This is a genomic window from Arthrobacter sp. Soil_C_60 (assembly GCF_057656375.1).
Window position 1 is genome coordinate 330,406 of record NZ_JBDGKM010000003.1, and the last position, 14,066, is coordinate 344,471.

The window sequence follows — 14,066 nt, forward strand, 5'->3', positions numbered from 1 at the left end:
AGGACATACATCCATGCAAAACACCACAGGCCGCTACGTCCCGGACCCCACCCGGTATGACACGATGCCTTACCGCCGAGTCGGGACTAGCGGGCTCAAACTGCCCGCTATTTCCCTGGGCATGTGGCACAATTTCGGCGATGACACCCCTATCGACCGACAGCGTGCCATCGTTCGACGGGCCTTCGATCTGGGCATCACCCACTTCGACCTCGCAGACGGTTACGGGCCTCCGGCAGGAGCATCAGAACGCAACGCCGGACGAATCCTGTCCGAAGACTTCCGCGGCCTGCGTGACGAAATCGTAGTGTCGACAAAGGCTGGTTATGCATTCTCGCCCGGCCCGTACGGCGGGGGCAGCTCCCGCAAGCACCTGCTTGCCGCGCTGGACCGATCCCTTGAAAACCTTGGGATGGACTACGTGGATATTTACTACAGCCATCGCTTCGACCCGGAGACGCCTGTGGAGGAAACAGCCGCCGCCCTCGATACTGCAGTTCGTCAGGGCAAGGCACTCTATGCCGGTGTCTCCTCATACTCCCCGAGCCGCACGCAAGAGATCGTTGCCGCCCTGAGGGAGCTTGGTACGCCGCTGCTCATCCACCAACCCTCCTACTCGCTCCTGAATAGATGGGTGGAGGAGGGGGATCCTAACCTCCTAGACGTTTTGGCAGACTCAGGTGTCGGATGCATCGCCTTCTCGGTTCTCGCCCAAGGGTTGCTCACGGGCAAGTACCTGGATGGTGTGCCTGCCGGCTCCCGCGCTACCCAAGGCAAGACGCTGAAGGACGGCATGCTATCCCAGGAGAACCTTGACCGTGCCCGTGCTTTAGCCAGAATCGCAGAGGATCGGGGACAATCGCTGGCGCACATGGCCGTTGCCTGGGTTCTGAAAGATACCAGGATCTCCTCCGTGCTGGTAGGCGCCAGCAGGCCCGAGCAACTGGACGACACGGTCAAGGCCTTACAGAGCCCGCCATTCTCGGATGAAGAGCTGTCACTCATTGACGAGTACGCGCGGGACGGCGGACTCAACCTCTGGACCGTATCGAGCGAGGCCTAAATGACGGACACCGCCTTCTATAACCAGATTCAAGACGACGAGCGCGATTTGCAGTTCCCCTCCTTTGACCGTCACGATGCTTGGCGTCTGGGCTGCGAGATGCGCGCGGCAGCGTTGGCACAGCAACTGCCGCTGGTTATCGGTATCAGACTGGGTGCGCAACAGGTCTTCCACACGGCTCTGCCGGGGGCAACCCCCGACAATGACGCGTGGCTCGAACGCAAAGCGGCCGTCGTCACGCACTTTGAACGCAGCTCCATGGGAGTTGGCGAGGACTTCCGGGTCCTCGGCCGCGTCTTCGAGGAAGATTCACGTCTGTCGTCCCAGCGCTACGCGGCTAATGGCGGAGTGTTCCCCATCCGGCTTCAGGGCTCTGGACTCGTCGTCGGAACAGTCGGGGTTTCCGGCCTGCCCCAAAAGGACGATCACGCCTTCTTGGTCCAACAACTGCGGGCGTTTCTGTCCGAAGGATCTGCGCCGGGTGCTCCCAGCACGCGCACCGACCCGTGATCCGCCGGAAGGCCTGCCATCGAGCAGGCCTTCCACTGCTTGACCGGTTGTGAGTTGATCAGTTCCGGGATGTCAAAGCGCACCGCGCCCACCGCTCCCCGTGCCCGCACTTGCAGCGTCAGGGCAACCTCTGACTAAGGTGCGAATCAGACGGCTGTCTTCACTTATGTGACGGGCAGGGTTTCGGGGCTGGTGGTAACAGGAGGGCGGTTTCCGGTGCGGGTGGCGCCGATGCCGGCGGCGATGACGAGGGCGATCCCGAGGATCGCGAAGGGACTGGGCACCTGGCCGAGGAAGGCGAGGCCGACGACCATGCCGATGGCCGGTTCCAGGCACATCAGCGTGCCGAAGGCCGCGGCGGTGAGCCGGCGCAGGGCCAGCAGTTCGAGGCTGAACGGCACTACTGGCAGCAGGAGCGCAAGTCCGACGCCGGCCAGCAGCAGGCGCCAGTCGAGGTGGGCGAACGCTTCCGGCCCCACCGTAAAGGTTGCGACGAGCGCCGCGACCGGCATGGACACGGCCAGGGCGCCCAGTCCTTCGGCGGCGTCGCCCGCCCGCTGGGTCAGGAGGATGTAGGCCGCCCAGCAGAGGGCCGCGCCCAGCGCGAAGAGCACGCCCAGACCGTCGGTCTGGCCATGCCAGGGTTCGGTCAGCGCGACGACGCCCGCGCCGGCTACCAGTGCCCACAGCCGCGACACCCCCCGTCCGCGCACCAAGGCCACGCCCAGCGGGCCGAGGAACTCCAGCGCGACGGCGGTGCCCAAGGGCAGCCGTTCGGCTGCTGCCATGAACAGAATGGTCATGCCGGCCGTGGCGACGCCGAGCAGGACGCAGGTGCGCAACGCCGCGGGGCTGAAGCGGATCCGCCAGGGGCGTGCGATGGCAACCAGGATCACGGCCGCCCACGCCAGGCGGAGCCATGCGACGCCTCCGGCGCCGAGCCGGTCAACGAGTCCGACAGAAACGGCCAGGCCTATCTGAACGCAGCACATGGCGGCGAACGCCATGGCGGTGCCGGAGGTCGTGCCGGAGATGCGGAGCGCAGTTGTCATCCCACTAGTAGAACCGGAATCCTCTATTCACGTCCACGTGATGATCACGTGCATACCATTCATAAAACATGGACAATCAAGGGGTGGATATTCGACGGCTCCGAACGCTGCTTGAGCTCTCGCGCAGCGGGTCGATGCGGGAAGTGGCCGACCTGCTCGGCACTACGACCTCAACGGTCTCGCAACAGATCGCACTGCTCGCCCGCGAGACGGACACGGTCCTTCTGGAGCCTGAGGGCAGGGGAGTGCGCCTCACGCCAGCCGGACGGCGCTTGTCCGAGCACGCGGCCAATATCCTCGCCGCGGTCGAGGCCGCGCGGGCGGATCTTGATCCGGAAGCCGCGCCTTCAGGCACCCTCCGCGTGGCCGGTTTCGCCACCGCAATCCGCAGGAACATCATCCCCACCGTCAAAGAGGCTGCGGTCAGTCATCCGGCACTCAGGATCGCCGTACAGGAACATGAGCCGGCCGAGGCGCTCGAGATGCTCCTGGCTGACAGGACGGACCTCGCACTGACCTACGACTACAACCTCGCCCCGGAGCTAGAGGATCCCCGGCTCGACAGGCTTCCGCTCTGGTCCACATCTTGGGGACTTGGCGTCCCGGCGGACGACCAGCAATCGGTGCAGGGCAGCGCCCCGGAGGTTTTCAGCGCGTTCCGCGACCGGGACTGGGTCGGTAATTCCCGCAACCGGGCGGACGAGGTCGTGGTGCGGTCCATAGGTTCCCTCGCCGGCTTCGAACCCCGCCTGCGCCACGAAGCCGACAGCCTCGATCTCGTCGAAGACCTCATCCTTGCCGGCATGGGTGTCGGTCTGCTGCCCGCGGATAGGAAGCCGCCACCCGGCGTCGTAATTCTCCCGCTCGCCGAGCCCGAGGTCCGGCTACGCGCCTATGCCCACACGAGGAAAGGGCGTACCACGTGGCCGCCGTTGCGTTACGTGCTTGCCCGCCTCGCAGCGGAATCGAGCTAGCCGTCACATCCCGCCCGTTGAGGGACGTGTGCCAGCTACCAGCCGCGGGCTCTCCACTCATCGAGGTGCGGCCGTTCCGCCCCGAGGGTGGTGCCCTTGCCGTGGCCCGGGTGCACGATGGTGTCATCCGGCAGCTTGTCGAAAACGCGCGCAACCACATCGCTGAAGAGCTGCTGGAATTTATCCGCATCGTTGAAGGTATTGCCGACTCCTCCGGGGAAGAGCGAATCTCCGCTGAACAGGTGCGCGGGCCCGTTCGGATCCCGGTAGAGGAACGCCACGGAACCGGGAGTATGGCCGCGGAGCTTGATGAGTTCGAGGTTGAATCCGTCCAGGTCCGGCAACTCGCCCTGGTCGAGCAGCACATCCGTCCGCACTTCGATGTCGGGGGCGTCCTCGGTCCCGGCCGCGGTCCTGGCACCGGTGTGGTCGGCGATTTCCTTCAGCGCACGGACGTGGTCCCAGTGGGAGTGCGTGGTGGCGACGTAGGCCACGCGCGTTTCCTGGGCCGAATCCGCGCGGGCTTCTTCGAGCATCGATTTGATCGCGTCGGCGTCGTCGGCCGCATCGATGAGTACCTGTTGTCCGGTCTTCTTCGAGGTCAGCAAGTACACGTTGTTGTCCATCTCGCTGACGGAGATGCTGCGGATGGTGATCTCTGGGAGGTCAATCATGGCGCCAGCCTAATGGCTTTCAGGCGTCAGGAAATGGATTCTCACAAACCGATAATGGGCGTTGGCTCGGGCAGGGGTGGCCGGAGAGACTGCTGGAACCGGCTTTCGTTCTGGCGGTGCAGGCCTCGGGGCCGGCCCAGTTGACGAGCCTGGCAGATGCCCGTTACGACCAGAGGTGACAACGATGGTGTTTCCCGCAAAATACTCAGAACTCAACGCGCTTGAGCTTTCTGAGGAAGCCCGGCAGGTCCTGACACGGATCATCCGGGTAGCTTTCCCGCATCCCAAGATCCCGGATGGGCCCTACGAGCGGATGACTCAGAAGATCATTGAAGTTTCGGAAGAATCGCGATGGTTCCGGATGGCGCTCACGCAGGGTCTGATGACCCTGGACACGTTGACCGAAGAGCACTTCCTGGAGCTTCCGGAGGACAGGGCCCTGGCGGTGCTCAAGCGCATTACCGATCTTGAGTTCTTTGGTTTCATCCGCCGGACCACCGTCCTCAACTTCTACGAGGACCCGGAAGTGTGCGAAGCCTTGGGCTACGAAGGCGAGTCCTTCTCCAAGGGCGGTTACATCAACCGCGGCTTCAACGATCTGGCCTGGCTGCCGGATCCCCGGATCGAGGAGAGCGAAGAAACCCTGACGGAGGTCGGCCCCTTGCCGTACCAGCTGGCGCTCAAGCCGCTGTCGGAAGGCATCGAATCCGTGGAAGACCTCTTCAAGGGCACCGACAAGGTCGAAGGAGCACAGTCGCTGTGAACATTCAGGATGAATCTGCACGTTTTGATTACGACGACGATTCAGTGGTCGTCATCGTGGGGTCCGGCGCCGGCGGCGGTACCCTCGCCCACGAACTCGTGGAGAAGGGAATCAAGGTTGTCCTGCTGGAGGCGGGGCCGCACCTGACCAATGAGGACTACGAGAACAACGAGTGGGAAGCCTTCAACCAGATGGCGTGGCTGGATCCACGCACCACGTCGGGATCCTGGCGGATTGCGCGTGACTTCCCGAACCTGCCGGCCTGGATTGTCAAGGCCGTAGGCGGCACCACCACGCATTGGTCCGGGGCAACCCCGAGGTTCAAGGCCCACGAATTCAAGGCGCGTTCCACTTACGGCCGGATCGACGGCGCGAACCTGCTGGACTGGCCCATCACGCTCGAGGACCTGGCCCGGTACTACGACCGGGCGGAGCAGAAGATGGGCAGCACGCACCGGCACGGCCGCCCGGCGCTGCCGGCCAACAACAACTACAAGGTGCTGGCCAACGGCGCCGAGCGGCTGGGCTACCAGCACTACGCCACCGGTCCGTACGCCACCAACGCGGAGCCCTATGACGGCCGGCCGGCCTCCATCCAGGACGGCTTCAACTTCCAGGGCGACAAGAACAAGTCCAAATGGTCCATCATGGTCTCCGAGATTCCCAAGGCGCTGCGCACCGGCAAGCTGGACCTGAGGCCGGACAGCCAGGCGGTGCAGATCACGCACACGCCCGAGGGCAAGGCGGACAGCGTGCTGTACATCGACGGCGAGGGGAACCTCCAGCGGCAGAAGGCCCGCCTTGTCGCGGTGGCCGGCAATGCCATCGAGACGCCACGGCTGCTGATGCTCTCCGCTTCGCCGCTCTTCCCCGACGGCCTCGCCAACTCCTCCGGGCAGCTCGGCCGCAACTACATGCGCCACACCACCGGCTCGGTCTATGCGCAGTTCGACATGCCGGTCAACATGTACCGCGGGGAAACCATGGCCGGCCTGATCGCCGACGAATCACGCCATGACGTGGACCGGGGCTTCGCCGGCGGCTACTACCTGGAGACCATCTCGCTGGGCCCGGCGTTCCTGGCCAGCTTTATCGATCCCGGTGCGTGGGGACCCGGCTTCACTGCCCTGCTGGACGGCTATGCCAACACGGCGGGTCTGTGGATTGTCGGCGAGGATATGCCGCAGTCGGACAACCGGATCACGCTGAACACCACCGTGCAGGACAAGGCAGGACTGCCGGTTCCGAACGTCCACTTCAGCGACCATGCGAACGATGTGGCCATGCGCGAGCACGGCTACCAGCAGGGATCGCTGCTGTACGAAGCAGTCGGCGCCCTGTCCACGCACCACACGCCGCCCTATCCCTCGACGCACAACCTGGGGACCGCGCGGATGAGTGAACGTCCGGAAGACGGCGTGGTCAACGCCTTCGGCCAAACCCACGACGTCGCCAACCTCTTCATCTCGGACGGTTCGCAGTTCACCACCGGCGCGGCGGCCAATCCCACGCTGACTATCGTGGCGCTGGCCATCCGGCAGGCCGAGTACATCGCCGAGCAGATGGCCTCAGCGGCGCTGTAAACACAGCCACAGGGGAGGGGCGGGCTAACGATGCCTGCCCCTCCTGGGCGTTAAGGTTCTAGCGCTGCAGCATCGGGGTTCCGCGCAGCGCACGGCTCACTTTGTCCGCCGTATCGCGCAGCAGCGGTCCGGTCTTTCCAAAGCGTGCGGCGAAATCTGCAGGATCTATCGAGACCGCCACCGATCCGATGGTCTGGCCGGCGGCGTTGGTGACCGGAGCGGCCATGCAGGAGGCGCCGCGGATGAATTCTTCCCGCTCCACGGCAATCCCGTCCTCGCTCACGGCCCGCAGTTCGGTTTCAAGCTCGCTCATGCTGCAGATGGTCTGGTCGGTCATTTCCGGCAGGCCGTGTCGCTCCAGGTAGACGCACCGCTGGTCCGGGTCCATGGCCGCCAGCAGGACCTTGCCGAATGCCGTGGCATGGGCGGCGTCGTTGAAGCCAAAACCCATGGGAGTGATGCGCGGGCGGGCGGGGGAGTCGACCACGTGTGCGACGACGATATCGTCGCCGCGGTGCACGGCATAGTAGGCGGCGGCCTCGGCGCGGACGTGCAGCTCCCGGACCAGCCGCGCCACGGACGGCGGCGTGCCGACCTGGCGCCGCAGCGAGGTGTCCAGCGTGTGCAGTTTGTAGCCGAGCCCGTAGCGGCTCTCATCCTTGAGATGGACCAGATGCTCGGAGACCACAAGCGTCTTCAGCAGCCGGTAGACCGTGGGCAGCGGCATGTCCAGGGCCGCCGCAATTTCCTTGGCAGACATGCCCCGGTTGTTGGACGCGACCACATCAAGCAGCGCGAAGGCCTTCCGGACCGAGGCCATTCCGGCCAGTACATCATTGCGTCCCATGTCACGAGTTTGTCCCACGCCTGCGGGACAATCCAAATACTAAGAACGACGGCGATCCGCTGCCTTCCGGGAGAAGGGAACCGATCGCCGTCGTCGTTTGCGAAAAAGTACTGTCGGGCAGCGGCCGCTAGACCACGGTGAGCTCGCCCATCCGGTCCCAGTCGCTACCTTCGATCTGGCGGCTGATGATCCTGGGCGTCTCTACCAGTGCCTCGGGCATTTCCTTCATCGCCTGCTTGAAGTGCTCGCTGTTCACATGGTCGCCGGCGGCGTCGTCCTCGAATGCTTCCACCAGCACGAACTCGTTGGGGTTGTCGACGCTGCGGGACCAGTCGAACCACAGGTTGCCGGGCTCGCGGCGGGTGGCCTCGGTATACTCGCGGGTCATGTCCAGCCAGCGGTCGGAGAAGTCGGGCTTGACGTGGAATTTGACGACGATGAAGATCATGGGATTTGTCCTTTCAGGGTTGCGTTTTTGCCTGTTCTTCGAGTCTGGCCTGTCCCTACACCGGCAGCCAAAGGGCTTTATCGCTTGGTGATAACAACGGCAGATTTTCCCCGTCCGGGCACCGTACGCTGGGGGCCGTTCCGAAATTGTCTTTGAGAAAGGCGGTTGGTCATGCTGGCCACCTTGCGCGCTGCAGTAGCTGATCCCACCCAGGTGAAAACCCGCGCCATCGACCTCCATGCCAACGCACACGATGCCTCGCATTTCCTGCTCATCCCGCAGGCCGTGGTTGTCGCCGGCAACGCGGGGGAGGTCGGCGCGTTGATGAGCGCGAGTGCCGCGCAGGGCATGCCGCTGACCTTCCGATCCGGAGGTACCAGCCTGAGCGGGCAGGCCGTGACGGACGGCGTCCTGGTGGACGTGCGCCGCAACTTCCGGAACGTCGAGGTGCTGGACGACGGCCGCCGGGTCCGCGTGCAGCCGGGCGTCACCGTCCGCGCTTTGAACGCCCGGCTTGCCCGCTACGGGCGGAAGTTCGGGCCGGATCCGGCGAGTGAGTCCGCCTGCACCATCGGCGGCGTGGTGGCCAATAACTCCTCCGGAATGCACTGCGGAACCACGGAGAACGCCTACCAGACCCTCGAGTCTCTCACCGTGGTGCTGCCGTCCGGCACGGTCGTCGATACCGGTGCCCGCGACGCAAACGAGAGGCTGCGCCAGTTGGAGCCGGCGCTCTACGAAGGCCTCGACCGGCTGGCCCGGCGGATCCGGGAGAACCGGGCCTCGGCGGAGACCGTCCGCCGCCAGTTCTCGATGAAGAACACCATGGGCTACGGACTGAACTCGCTGCTGGACTTCGACCGGCCGGTGGACATGCTGGCCCACCTGATCATCGGCAGCGAGGGAACGCTGGGCTTCGTCGCCGAAGCGGTCTTCCGCACCGTCGAGCGTCCCACGCACACCGCCACCGGCCTGCTGGTCTTCACGGACCTGGAAGCCGCGAACGCGGCCCTGCCCGCCATCGTGGAATCCGGTGCGGCAACCGTTGAACTGCTGGACTCCCTGTCGCTCAAGGTGGGCCAAACCCTGAAGGGGAGCCCCGCCGTCGTAAGTGATCTGGCGGTTCGTGACCATACGGCCCTGCTGGTGGAGTACTCCGCCCAGGATCCAGAGCGGCTGGAGCACCTCCAGCACCGGGGCGCCGCCGCACTGACCGGAATGGGGCTCGCGTCGCCGTCGGGCTTTACCTCGGATGCAGCCACCCGCGCCGCGCTGTGGCACCTGCGCAAGGGCCTCTATGCCTCGGTGGCCGGCGCCCGGCCGCAGGGCACCACAGCGCTGCTGGAAGACATTGTGGTTCCCGTGCCGGTGCTCGGACGAACCTGCCGCGAACTCATCCGGCTCTTCGACAAGTACAGCTACGAGAACAGCGTGATCTTCGGCCATGCCAAGGACGGCAATGTGCACTTCATGCTGACGGACGGGTTCACCAGCGGCGCCGAGCTGGAACGCTACAGCGCCTTCACGGAGGATATGGTCGACCTGGTGCTGGGCGAGGGCGGATCGCTGAAGGCCGAGCACGGAACCGGCAGAGTCATGGCGCCCTACGTGCGGCGCCAGTACGGCGACGAGCTCTACGACGTGATGCGCCAGCTCAAGGAACTGTTCGACCCGGCCGGCGTGCTCAACCCGGGCGTGCTGCTCGATGACGACCCGCAGGCGCATCTGCGCCACATCAAGACCGCCCCGCCGGTCGCCGAGGAAGTGGACCGCTGCGTCTCCTGCGGCTACTGCGAGCCGGTGTGCCCCAGCAAGGACATCACGCTGACCCCGCGGCAACGCATCGTAACGCTCCGCGAGATCGAATCGGCGCGTCTGGCTGGCAACACGAAGCTGGTTGCGGAGCTGGAGAAAGACTACGACTACGAGTCAGTCCAGACCTGTGCCGTGGACGGAATGTGCCAGACGGCTTGCCCAGTCGACATCAACACCGGGCTGCTGGTGAAGCGGCTGCGCCGTGCCGATGCCGGTGCCGCCGAGAACGCCGTTTGGAACCTTGTCGCCAAGAACTGGGGTCCCGTGACCCGCGGTGCGGGGCTGGCCCTCGACGCCGTGGCGAAGCTTCCGGCCGGCGCGGTGCTGCCGGCCAACAAGGCCGCGCGGCTGGTCGCGGGCAAGGACCGGGTGCCGCTGTACTCGCCGGAACTGCCCGGCGGCGGATCCCCGCGCAAGCGTCCCGCCCCCAACGGCAAGCCCGCAGCCGTCTACTTCCCGGCGTGTGTGGGAACCATGTTCGGTCCGGCCGGATCCGCAAACAACGACGACGGTGCGTCGTCGGGCGCAGGGGTACAGTTCAGCTTCGAGCAGCTTGCGCAGCGTGCGGGCATCGAGCTGCTGGTGCCGGAGGGGATAGACGGCCTCTGCTGCGGTACGCCGTGGTCCTCCAAGGGCATGACGGCGGGCCAGAACACCATGCAGGAGAAGACCGTAGCAGCGCTGAGGCAAGCAACCCGGAACGGGGAACTGCCCATCATCTGCGACGCCTCATCCTGCACGGAAGGTCTGCGCCAGGCCGTCGAATCCGATGAACCGCTGGTCGGGCAGCAGCCGCTGCGGATCGTGGACGTGGTCGATTTCGCCGCTGAGCACATCCTGCCGGGACTCCCGGAGCACGCCAAGCTCGCCTCTCTCGCCTTGCATCCCACCTGTTCCTCCACACGGCTGGGAATGAACCCGGCGCTGACGGCGGTGGCGGAAGCAGTCGCCGAGCGCGTCGACATTCCCGAGAACTGGGGCTGCTGCGCCTTCGCCGGTGACCGAGGCATGCTCCACCCCGAGTTGACCGCATCCGCCACCGACAAACAGGCAGCTGAAGCAGTCGCCCTCGGAGCCTCCGCCCACGCCTCCTGTAACCGAACCTGCGAGCTCGGCATGACCCGCGCCACCGGCCAGGACTACAAGCATGTACTTGAACTGCTGGAGGAAGTTACCCGCACGTGATGTTGCCTTGCGTGTGGATTTGATCGCTCCTTGGTGCGTTCGGCGAGTCTTGGTGTCGAGAAGGAGATGAGTCGCGACTGGTGAAACCGGGCAGCCCACGTAGCGCTCGCCGCCTTCGACCAATAGGGCCAAACTTCGATTCTGATCACACCGTGATGCTGTAGAGATCATCGCCGCGGACGCCGGCGGCCATACGATCCAGGTCAAAACGTGGGCCAAGACCGATCATTTTCTCCATAGGCTGCTCCGAAGTGTCTCGTCAACGGCGGTGATGTAGACGAAGGGGCTATGCCCGGTTCCGGCAGGTGGAAGACGAGCTCTACACTGAAACGTCAGGTGAAGACCCGCTAACGAGCATTGGTGCTCACCAATGCAATATGCAACGCGCACCCCTCAACTCAAACACGTAATCTGCTCCACAGGATCGTTGGTTGAATCCTCTGATGACCGACCGGCTCGGTATCAAGCAGCCGAGCAAAGTCGTGATCTCAAAAGTTGCAATTCAGAATTGGGGAAATGAATCGCCTTTCGACTTGAAGAAGAGAGTGCAGGAGGTCGCTTCGCTTATCGAGGCGGCCAATGGCCATACCTAAGTCATGTCCGGTCGGGGATCCGCTTACGTGTGTTCGTCGGCCACAAAGCGCTGCGGAAACCACGCCTTTACCGCTGCGATTCATAGGGTTCTTTTCCGGCTTCCGCAACACGATTGGGCGAGGTTCTAGACACGATGCAACGTCGAGGTGCCGCATCGTCCCGTTAGTGGGATCGCCTGAGTGTCCGGAGGGTGAGGCGCCTCTTCCTCACAATGTCGCCAGGGGCTGATGTAAACGCTGTTTATTGCCGGCGGACCTGAATGTCGGGGTGGTTCTTCTCGACCCAGTCGGCCATCCGGTTGCCCCGCAGCGTTATGAACTTCAGCGAGGCTTCCCGAACCCTGATGTACTCGTCCTTCGTGGTCGGGACGCCGGGGCGCTTGAAGTTCTCGTCCTCCTCTAGGAAGAAGTCGATCTTTCCCTCCGGTGTCACGAGGTCCTGGAGGTGGAAGAACTCCACGAACTGCTTGAACGTGCAGAAGAGTTTGAAGAAGTCCGCGTAGTTAGTGGTGACATCGGCGAGGGGACTGCCTGGCTCTTCAGCGTAGTGGCGACGGATGCATTCCAGAGTTAGGTCCATCCGGTCCGCGATCCGTAGTCGCATTCCTCTGGCGGTGTTTAGGGTGGGCCGGTGTATTTTCCTGACTGGCCAGATCATGGCACTGCCGATCGTGTACGGCGGGTTGAAATAGCGGCGCTTCTGCTCCTCGCTCAACTCGGCCTTAGCCTCGACCAAGTTCCTCGGCTTCCCCCATCTGGTGTAGGAGTTCGTGATGGCGTCACTGCCGAACGTGAACCTTTTGTCGGGGGTCTGCTCGAACATTAGGTGGTTCTTACGACGCTCCTTTGGCTCTGCCGGGACCTGCACTTTGAACAGTTCCGCTTCGCATAGCCACTTGGTCCAGAGCAGCTGATGGTCAGCCTTGAGCCGCGGACTATGGGAGTCCGGGTCCTTTCCTGGAGGGGTGTCGACCTTGTAGTTGAAGGTGATGTCGAAGACGCGCATGGAAGCGAGTCTATGTGCCCGCCTATTGCGAACCGCGGAACCTACAGCTGAAACAACCGCAGTCGTCGCAGGCACTTGCTACTGCTTCGACCAAGATGGCTCCGCTATCCAGTTCTGCATCCACCCAACCTGACCGGCAACCTGTCTCACAAAGGAACCTTCACTGAGACAGCACTACGGACTGTCAGGCACTCTGCGAATGCAACGCTAAGCGGCGGCACCATCGACCAAAGCCGGTTTGGCAGCGGGTATGCATTCTGCTCAGTCAGCCCTGCGACGTATGCCGCGTCGAGGCCAGCTTGGAGACATCGCCGCGCCACTCTAAGCTCTCGAACAGCGAGTCTTTAATGTCCGGGGCCGAGGGGGAGCAGCATGACGACAGCAACGAGTGTGAACTACGAGGTGAGGTCCGTGAAGACAGTTCGCGGCATGGAGGCCAGGACTAGAGCCAAATTAGAGAAAGAGGGCTGGGAGTTCGTCTCTCAAACCCAAGGGACAGTGCGGTCGGAGCTAACCTTCCGGCGCCCGAAACGAAAGATTCAGTGGAAACTGATCGGGACCGGCGGCCTGTTCGCACTCCTCATCATCGGGCTGCTCATCATCAATGGGGTCGGGGGCGGGGATAGTACAAGTAACAGCGCCGAGGCCTTCCCGTCGCCGACTGCGTCGCAGATTGCACCAACGGAGCCCCAGATCGCGCTAACTGAAGCAAGCACGCCTTCAGCCGAGCCTGCGCCTGATGATCCTGTGGTCACAGCTATCACCGTCGATGAATTGCTAGACAAGCTCAATTCCGCCCAGATGGGTGGAATCAAGACTGGGGACCAGTTTCGGCTGACTGGCGAACTATTCATGTCCGAGCTGTGGATGACCGGAGCGGCCGGCGAATTCACCGTTATGCTAAAGGCCCAAGGGGGAGACCAGGACCTGTCCGTGTTCGCGGACGAGTCAGATGCGGCCGGGTGGCAGGACGGGACAAAGGTCCAGATGATTGTGGAAGCGGTTGAGGCTACGATCAACGGTGAGACCACGGATGGCTGGCTAAGGGCCCTGTCCGTGCAGACACTCCTGTAGCCGAGGCAATCGCCGCCGTGCTACGACCAGCATGAAGACTCTGCCCGTAAACAGGCTTATGCACAGCCGGCTCAAGTCCCCCGGCGATCTGAAGACCAGCGATGGGGTTGGTGGCGGAAGCATGACTGCTTCCGCCACCAAGGATTACACGAGGGACGCGCTGAGGTCCGCGTCCGCCGTCGTTGTTTGAATGGTTTGGCTGGTGCGGATGAGGTCGGCGCAGCGCTCGCCGATCATCATGACGGTGAGGTTGGGGTTGACCGTCACGTGCTCGGGCATGACCGAGGCGTCGGCGACGCGCAGGCCGGTGACGCCCTTGACGCGTAGTTCGTGGTCGAGCGGCGACATCGCGTCCTCAGGCGGGCCCATGCGTACGGTGCCGACGGGGTGGTAGACGGTGTTGTGCGTCTTGCGGATGTAGTCCTGCATTCCTCGTCGGTCTGCGCCTCGATGCCCGGCTACAGCTAATGGCGGTCCAT

General features: G+C 63.8%; 13 protein-coding genes and 1 pseudogene. 8 read left to right on the plus strand and 6 right to left on the minus strand.

The window, feature by feature from the left end; translation table 11 throughout:
• Positions 1–13: 13 nt before the first annotated feature.
• Together mgrA and AC3A4M_RS08335 are read left to right on the plus strand one after the other, a co-directional pair.
• Positions 14–1,063, plus strand: coding sequence for an L-glyceraldehyde 3-phosphate reductase (gene mgrA / locus AC3A4M_RS08330; protein WP_498735175.1), 1,050 nt, complete (start codon positions 14–16; stop codon positions 1,061–1,063).
• On the plus strand, positions 1,064–1,573 hold the full coding sequence (locus tag AC3A4M_RS08335) for a heme-degrading domain-containing protein (protein ID WP_498735177.1): 510 nt from the start codon (positions 1,064–1,066) through the stop codon (positions 1,571–1,573).
• A 164-nt stretch (positions 1,574–1,737) separates the two neighbouring features.
• On the opposite strand, the gene AC3A4M_RS08340 is transcribed toward AC3A4M_RS08335, so the two are convergent.
• Complete coding sequence (locus AC3A4M_RS08340; protein ID WP_498735179.1) at positions 1,738–2,625, minus strand: EamA family transporter; 888 nt, start codon at positions 2,623–2,625, stop codon at positions 1,738–1,740.
• A gap of 68 nt (positions 2,626–2,693) precedes the next feature.
• On the opposite strand from AC3A4M_RS08340, the gene AC3A4M_RS08345 reads away from it, so the two are divergent.
• On the plus strand, positions 2,694–3,599 hold the full coding sequence (locus AC3A4M_RS08345) for a LysR family transcriptional regulator (RefSeq protein ID WP_498735180.1): 906 nt from the start codon (positions 2,694–2,696) through the stop codon (positions 3,597–3,599).
• 35 nt (positions 3,600–3,634) lie between these two features.
• On the opposite strand, the gene AC3A4M_RS08350 is transcribed toward AC3A4M_RS08345, so the two are convergent.
• A complete protein-coding gene (locus AC3A4M_RS08350; RefSeq protein WP_498735181.1) occupies positions 3,635–4,273 on the minus strand; it encodes an MBL fold metallo-hydrolase in 639 nt (212 codons plus the stop codon).
• Between the two features lie 184 nt (positions 4,274–4,457).
• Between AC3A4M_RS08350 and AC3A4M_RS08355 the strand changes: the two genes are divergently transcribed.
• A complete protein-coding gene (locus AC3A4M_RS08355; RefSeq protein WP_498735182.1) occupies positions 4,458–5,036 on the plus strand; it encodes a gluconate 2-dehydrogenase subunit 3 family protein in 579 nt (192 codons plus the stop codon).
• Positions 5,033–6,619, plus strand: coding sequence for a GMC family oxidoreductase (locus tag AC3A4M_RS08360; protein ID WP_498735183.1), 1,587 nt, complete (start codon positions 5,033–5,035; stop codon positions 6,617–6,619). The genes AC3A4M_RS08355 and AC3A4M_RS08360 overlap by 4 nt, the downstream gene beginning before the upstream one ends.
• A gap of 58 nt (positions 6,620–6,677) precedes the next feature.
• On the opposite strand, the gene AC3A4M_RS08365 is transcribed toward AC3A4M_RS08360, so the two are convergent.
• Entirely contained in the window at positions 6,678–7,466 is a 789-nt protein-coding gene (locus tag AC3A4M_RS08365; protein WP_498735185.1) for an IclR family transcriptional regulator, read from the minus strand.
• A 127-nt stretch (positions 7,467–7,593) separates the two neighbouring features.
• Positions 7,594–7,914 carry a putative quinol monooxygenase gene (locus AC3A4M_RS08370; RefSeq protein ID WP_498735187.1) on the minus strand — a complete coding sequence of 107 codons (321 nt, stop codon included), beginning with the start codon at positions 7,912–7,914 and terminating at the stop codon, positions 7,594–7,596.
• A 171-nt stretch (positions 7,915–8,085) separates the two neighbouring features.
• Between AC3A4M_RS08370 and AC3A4M_RS08375 the strand changes: the two genes are divergently transcribed.
• Together AC3A4M_RS08375 and AC3A4M_RS08380 are read left to right on the plus strand one after the other, a co-directional pair.
• Positions 8,086–10,914 carry an FAD-binding and (Fe-S)-binding domain-containing protein gene (locus AC3A4M_RS08375; RefSeq protein WP_498735189.1) on the plus strand — a complete coding sequence of 943 codons (2,829 nt, stop codon included), beginning with the start codon at positions 8,086–8,088 and terminating at the stop codon, positions 10,912–10,914.
• A gap of 443 nt (positions 10,915–11,357) precedes the next feature.
• Positions 11,358–11,507, plus strand: coding sequence for a hypothetical protein (locus tag AC3A4M_RS08380; RefSeq protein ID WP_498735191.1), 150 nt, complete (start codon positions 11,358–11,360; stop codon positions 11,505–11,507).
• Positions 11,508–11,748: 241 nt separating this feature from the next.
• Here the strand turns inward: AC3A4M_RS08380 and AC3A4M_RS08385 are convergent, their stop codons facing one another.
• Positions 11,749–12,513 (minus strand): DUF6994 family protein, encoded by a 765-nt coding sequence (locus AC3A4M_RS08385; protein ID WP_498735193.1) that lies wholly within the window; start codon positions 12,511–12,513, stop codon positions 11,749–11,751.
• A 372-nt stretch (positions 12,514–12,885) separates the two neighbouring features.
• Here AC3A4M_RS08385 and AC3A4M_RS08390 point away from each other — a divergent pair, with 372 nt between their 5' ends.
• The gene (locus AC3A4M_RS08390) at positions 12,886–13,587 is read left to right on the plus strand and encodes a hypothetical protein (protein WP_498735194.1); all 702 of its coding nucleotides are present in this window, start codon (positions 12,886–12,888) and stop codon (positions 13,585–13,587) included.
• A 144-nt stretch (positions 13,588–13,731) separates the two neighbouring features.
• On the opposite strand, the pseudogene AC3A4M_RS08395 reads toward AC3A4M_RS08390, so the two are convergent.
• A pseudogene (locus AC3A4M_RS08395) lies at positions 13,732–14,045 on the minus strand (GMC oxidoreductase); the annotation flags it as partial.
• Positions 14,046–14,066: the final 21 nt, after the last annotated feature.

Coding starts and splice junctions, on each gene's coding strand:
- mgrA (WP_498735175.1), top strand. CDS start 14: ATGCAAAACACCACAGGCCGCTACGTCCCGGACCCCACCCGGTATGAC.
- AC3A4M_RS08335 (WP_498735177.1), top strand. CDS start 1,064: ATGACGGACACCGCCTTCTATAACCAGATTCAAGACGACGAGCGCGAT.
- AC3A4M_RS08340 (WP_498735179.1), bottom strand. CDS start 2,625: ATGACAACTGCGCTCCGCATCTCCGGCACGACCTCCGGCACCGCCATG.
- AC3A4M_RS08345 (WP_498735180.1), top strand. CDS start 2,694: ATGGACAATCAAGGGGTGGATATTCGACGGCTCCGAACGCTGCTTGAG.
- AC3A4M_RS08350 (WP_498735181.1), bottom strand. CDS start 4,273: ATGATTGACCTCCCAGAGATCACCATCCGCAGCATCTCCGTCAGCGAG.
- AC3A4M_RS08355 (WP_498735182.1), top strand. CDS start 4,458: ATGGTGTTTCCCGCAAAATACTCAGAACTCAACGCGCTTGAGCTTTCT.
- AC3A4M_RS08365 (WP_498735185.1), bottom strand. CDS start 7,466: ATGGGACGCAATGATGTACTGGCCGGAATGGCCTCGGTCCGGAAGGCC.
- AC3A4M_RS08370 (WP_498735187.1), bottom strand. CDS start 7,914: ATGATCTTCATCGTCGTCAAATTCCACGTCAAGCCCGACTTCTCCGAC.
- AC3A4M_RS08375 (WP_498735189.1), top strand. CDS start 8,086: ATGCTGGCCACCTTGCGCGCTGCAGTAGCTGATCCCACCCAGGTGAAA.
- AC3A4M_RS08380 (WP_498735191.1), top strand. CDS start 11,358: ATGACCGACCGGCTCGGTATCAAGCAGCCGAGCAAAGTCGTGATCTCA.
- AC3A4M_RS08385 (WP_498735193.1), bottom strand. CDS start 12,513: ATGCGCGTCTTCGACATCACCTTCAACTACAAGGTCGACACCCCTCCA.
- AC3A4M_RS08390 (WP_498735194.1), top strand. CDS start 12,886: ATGACGACAGCAACGAGTGTGAACTACGAGGTGAGGTCCGTGAAGACA.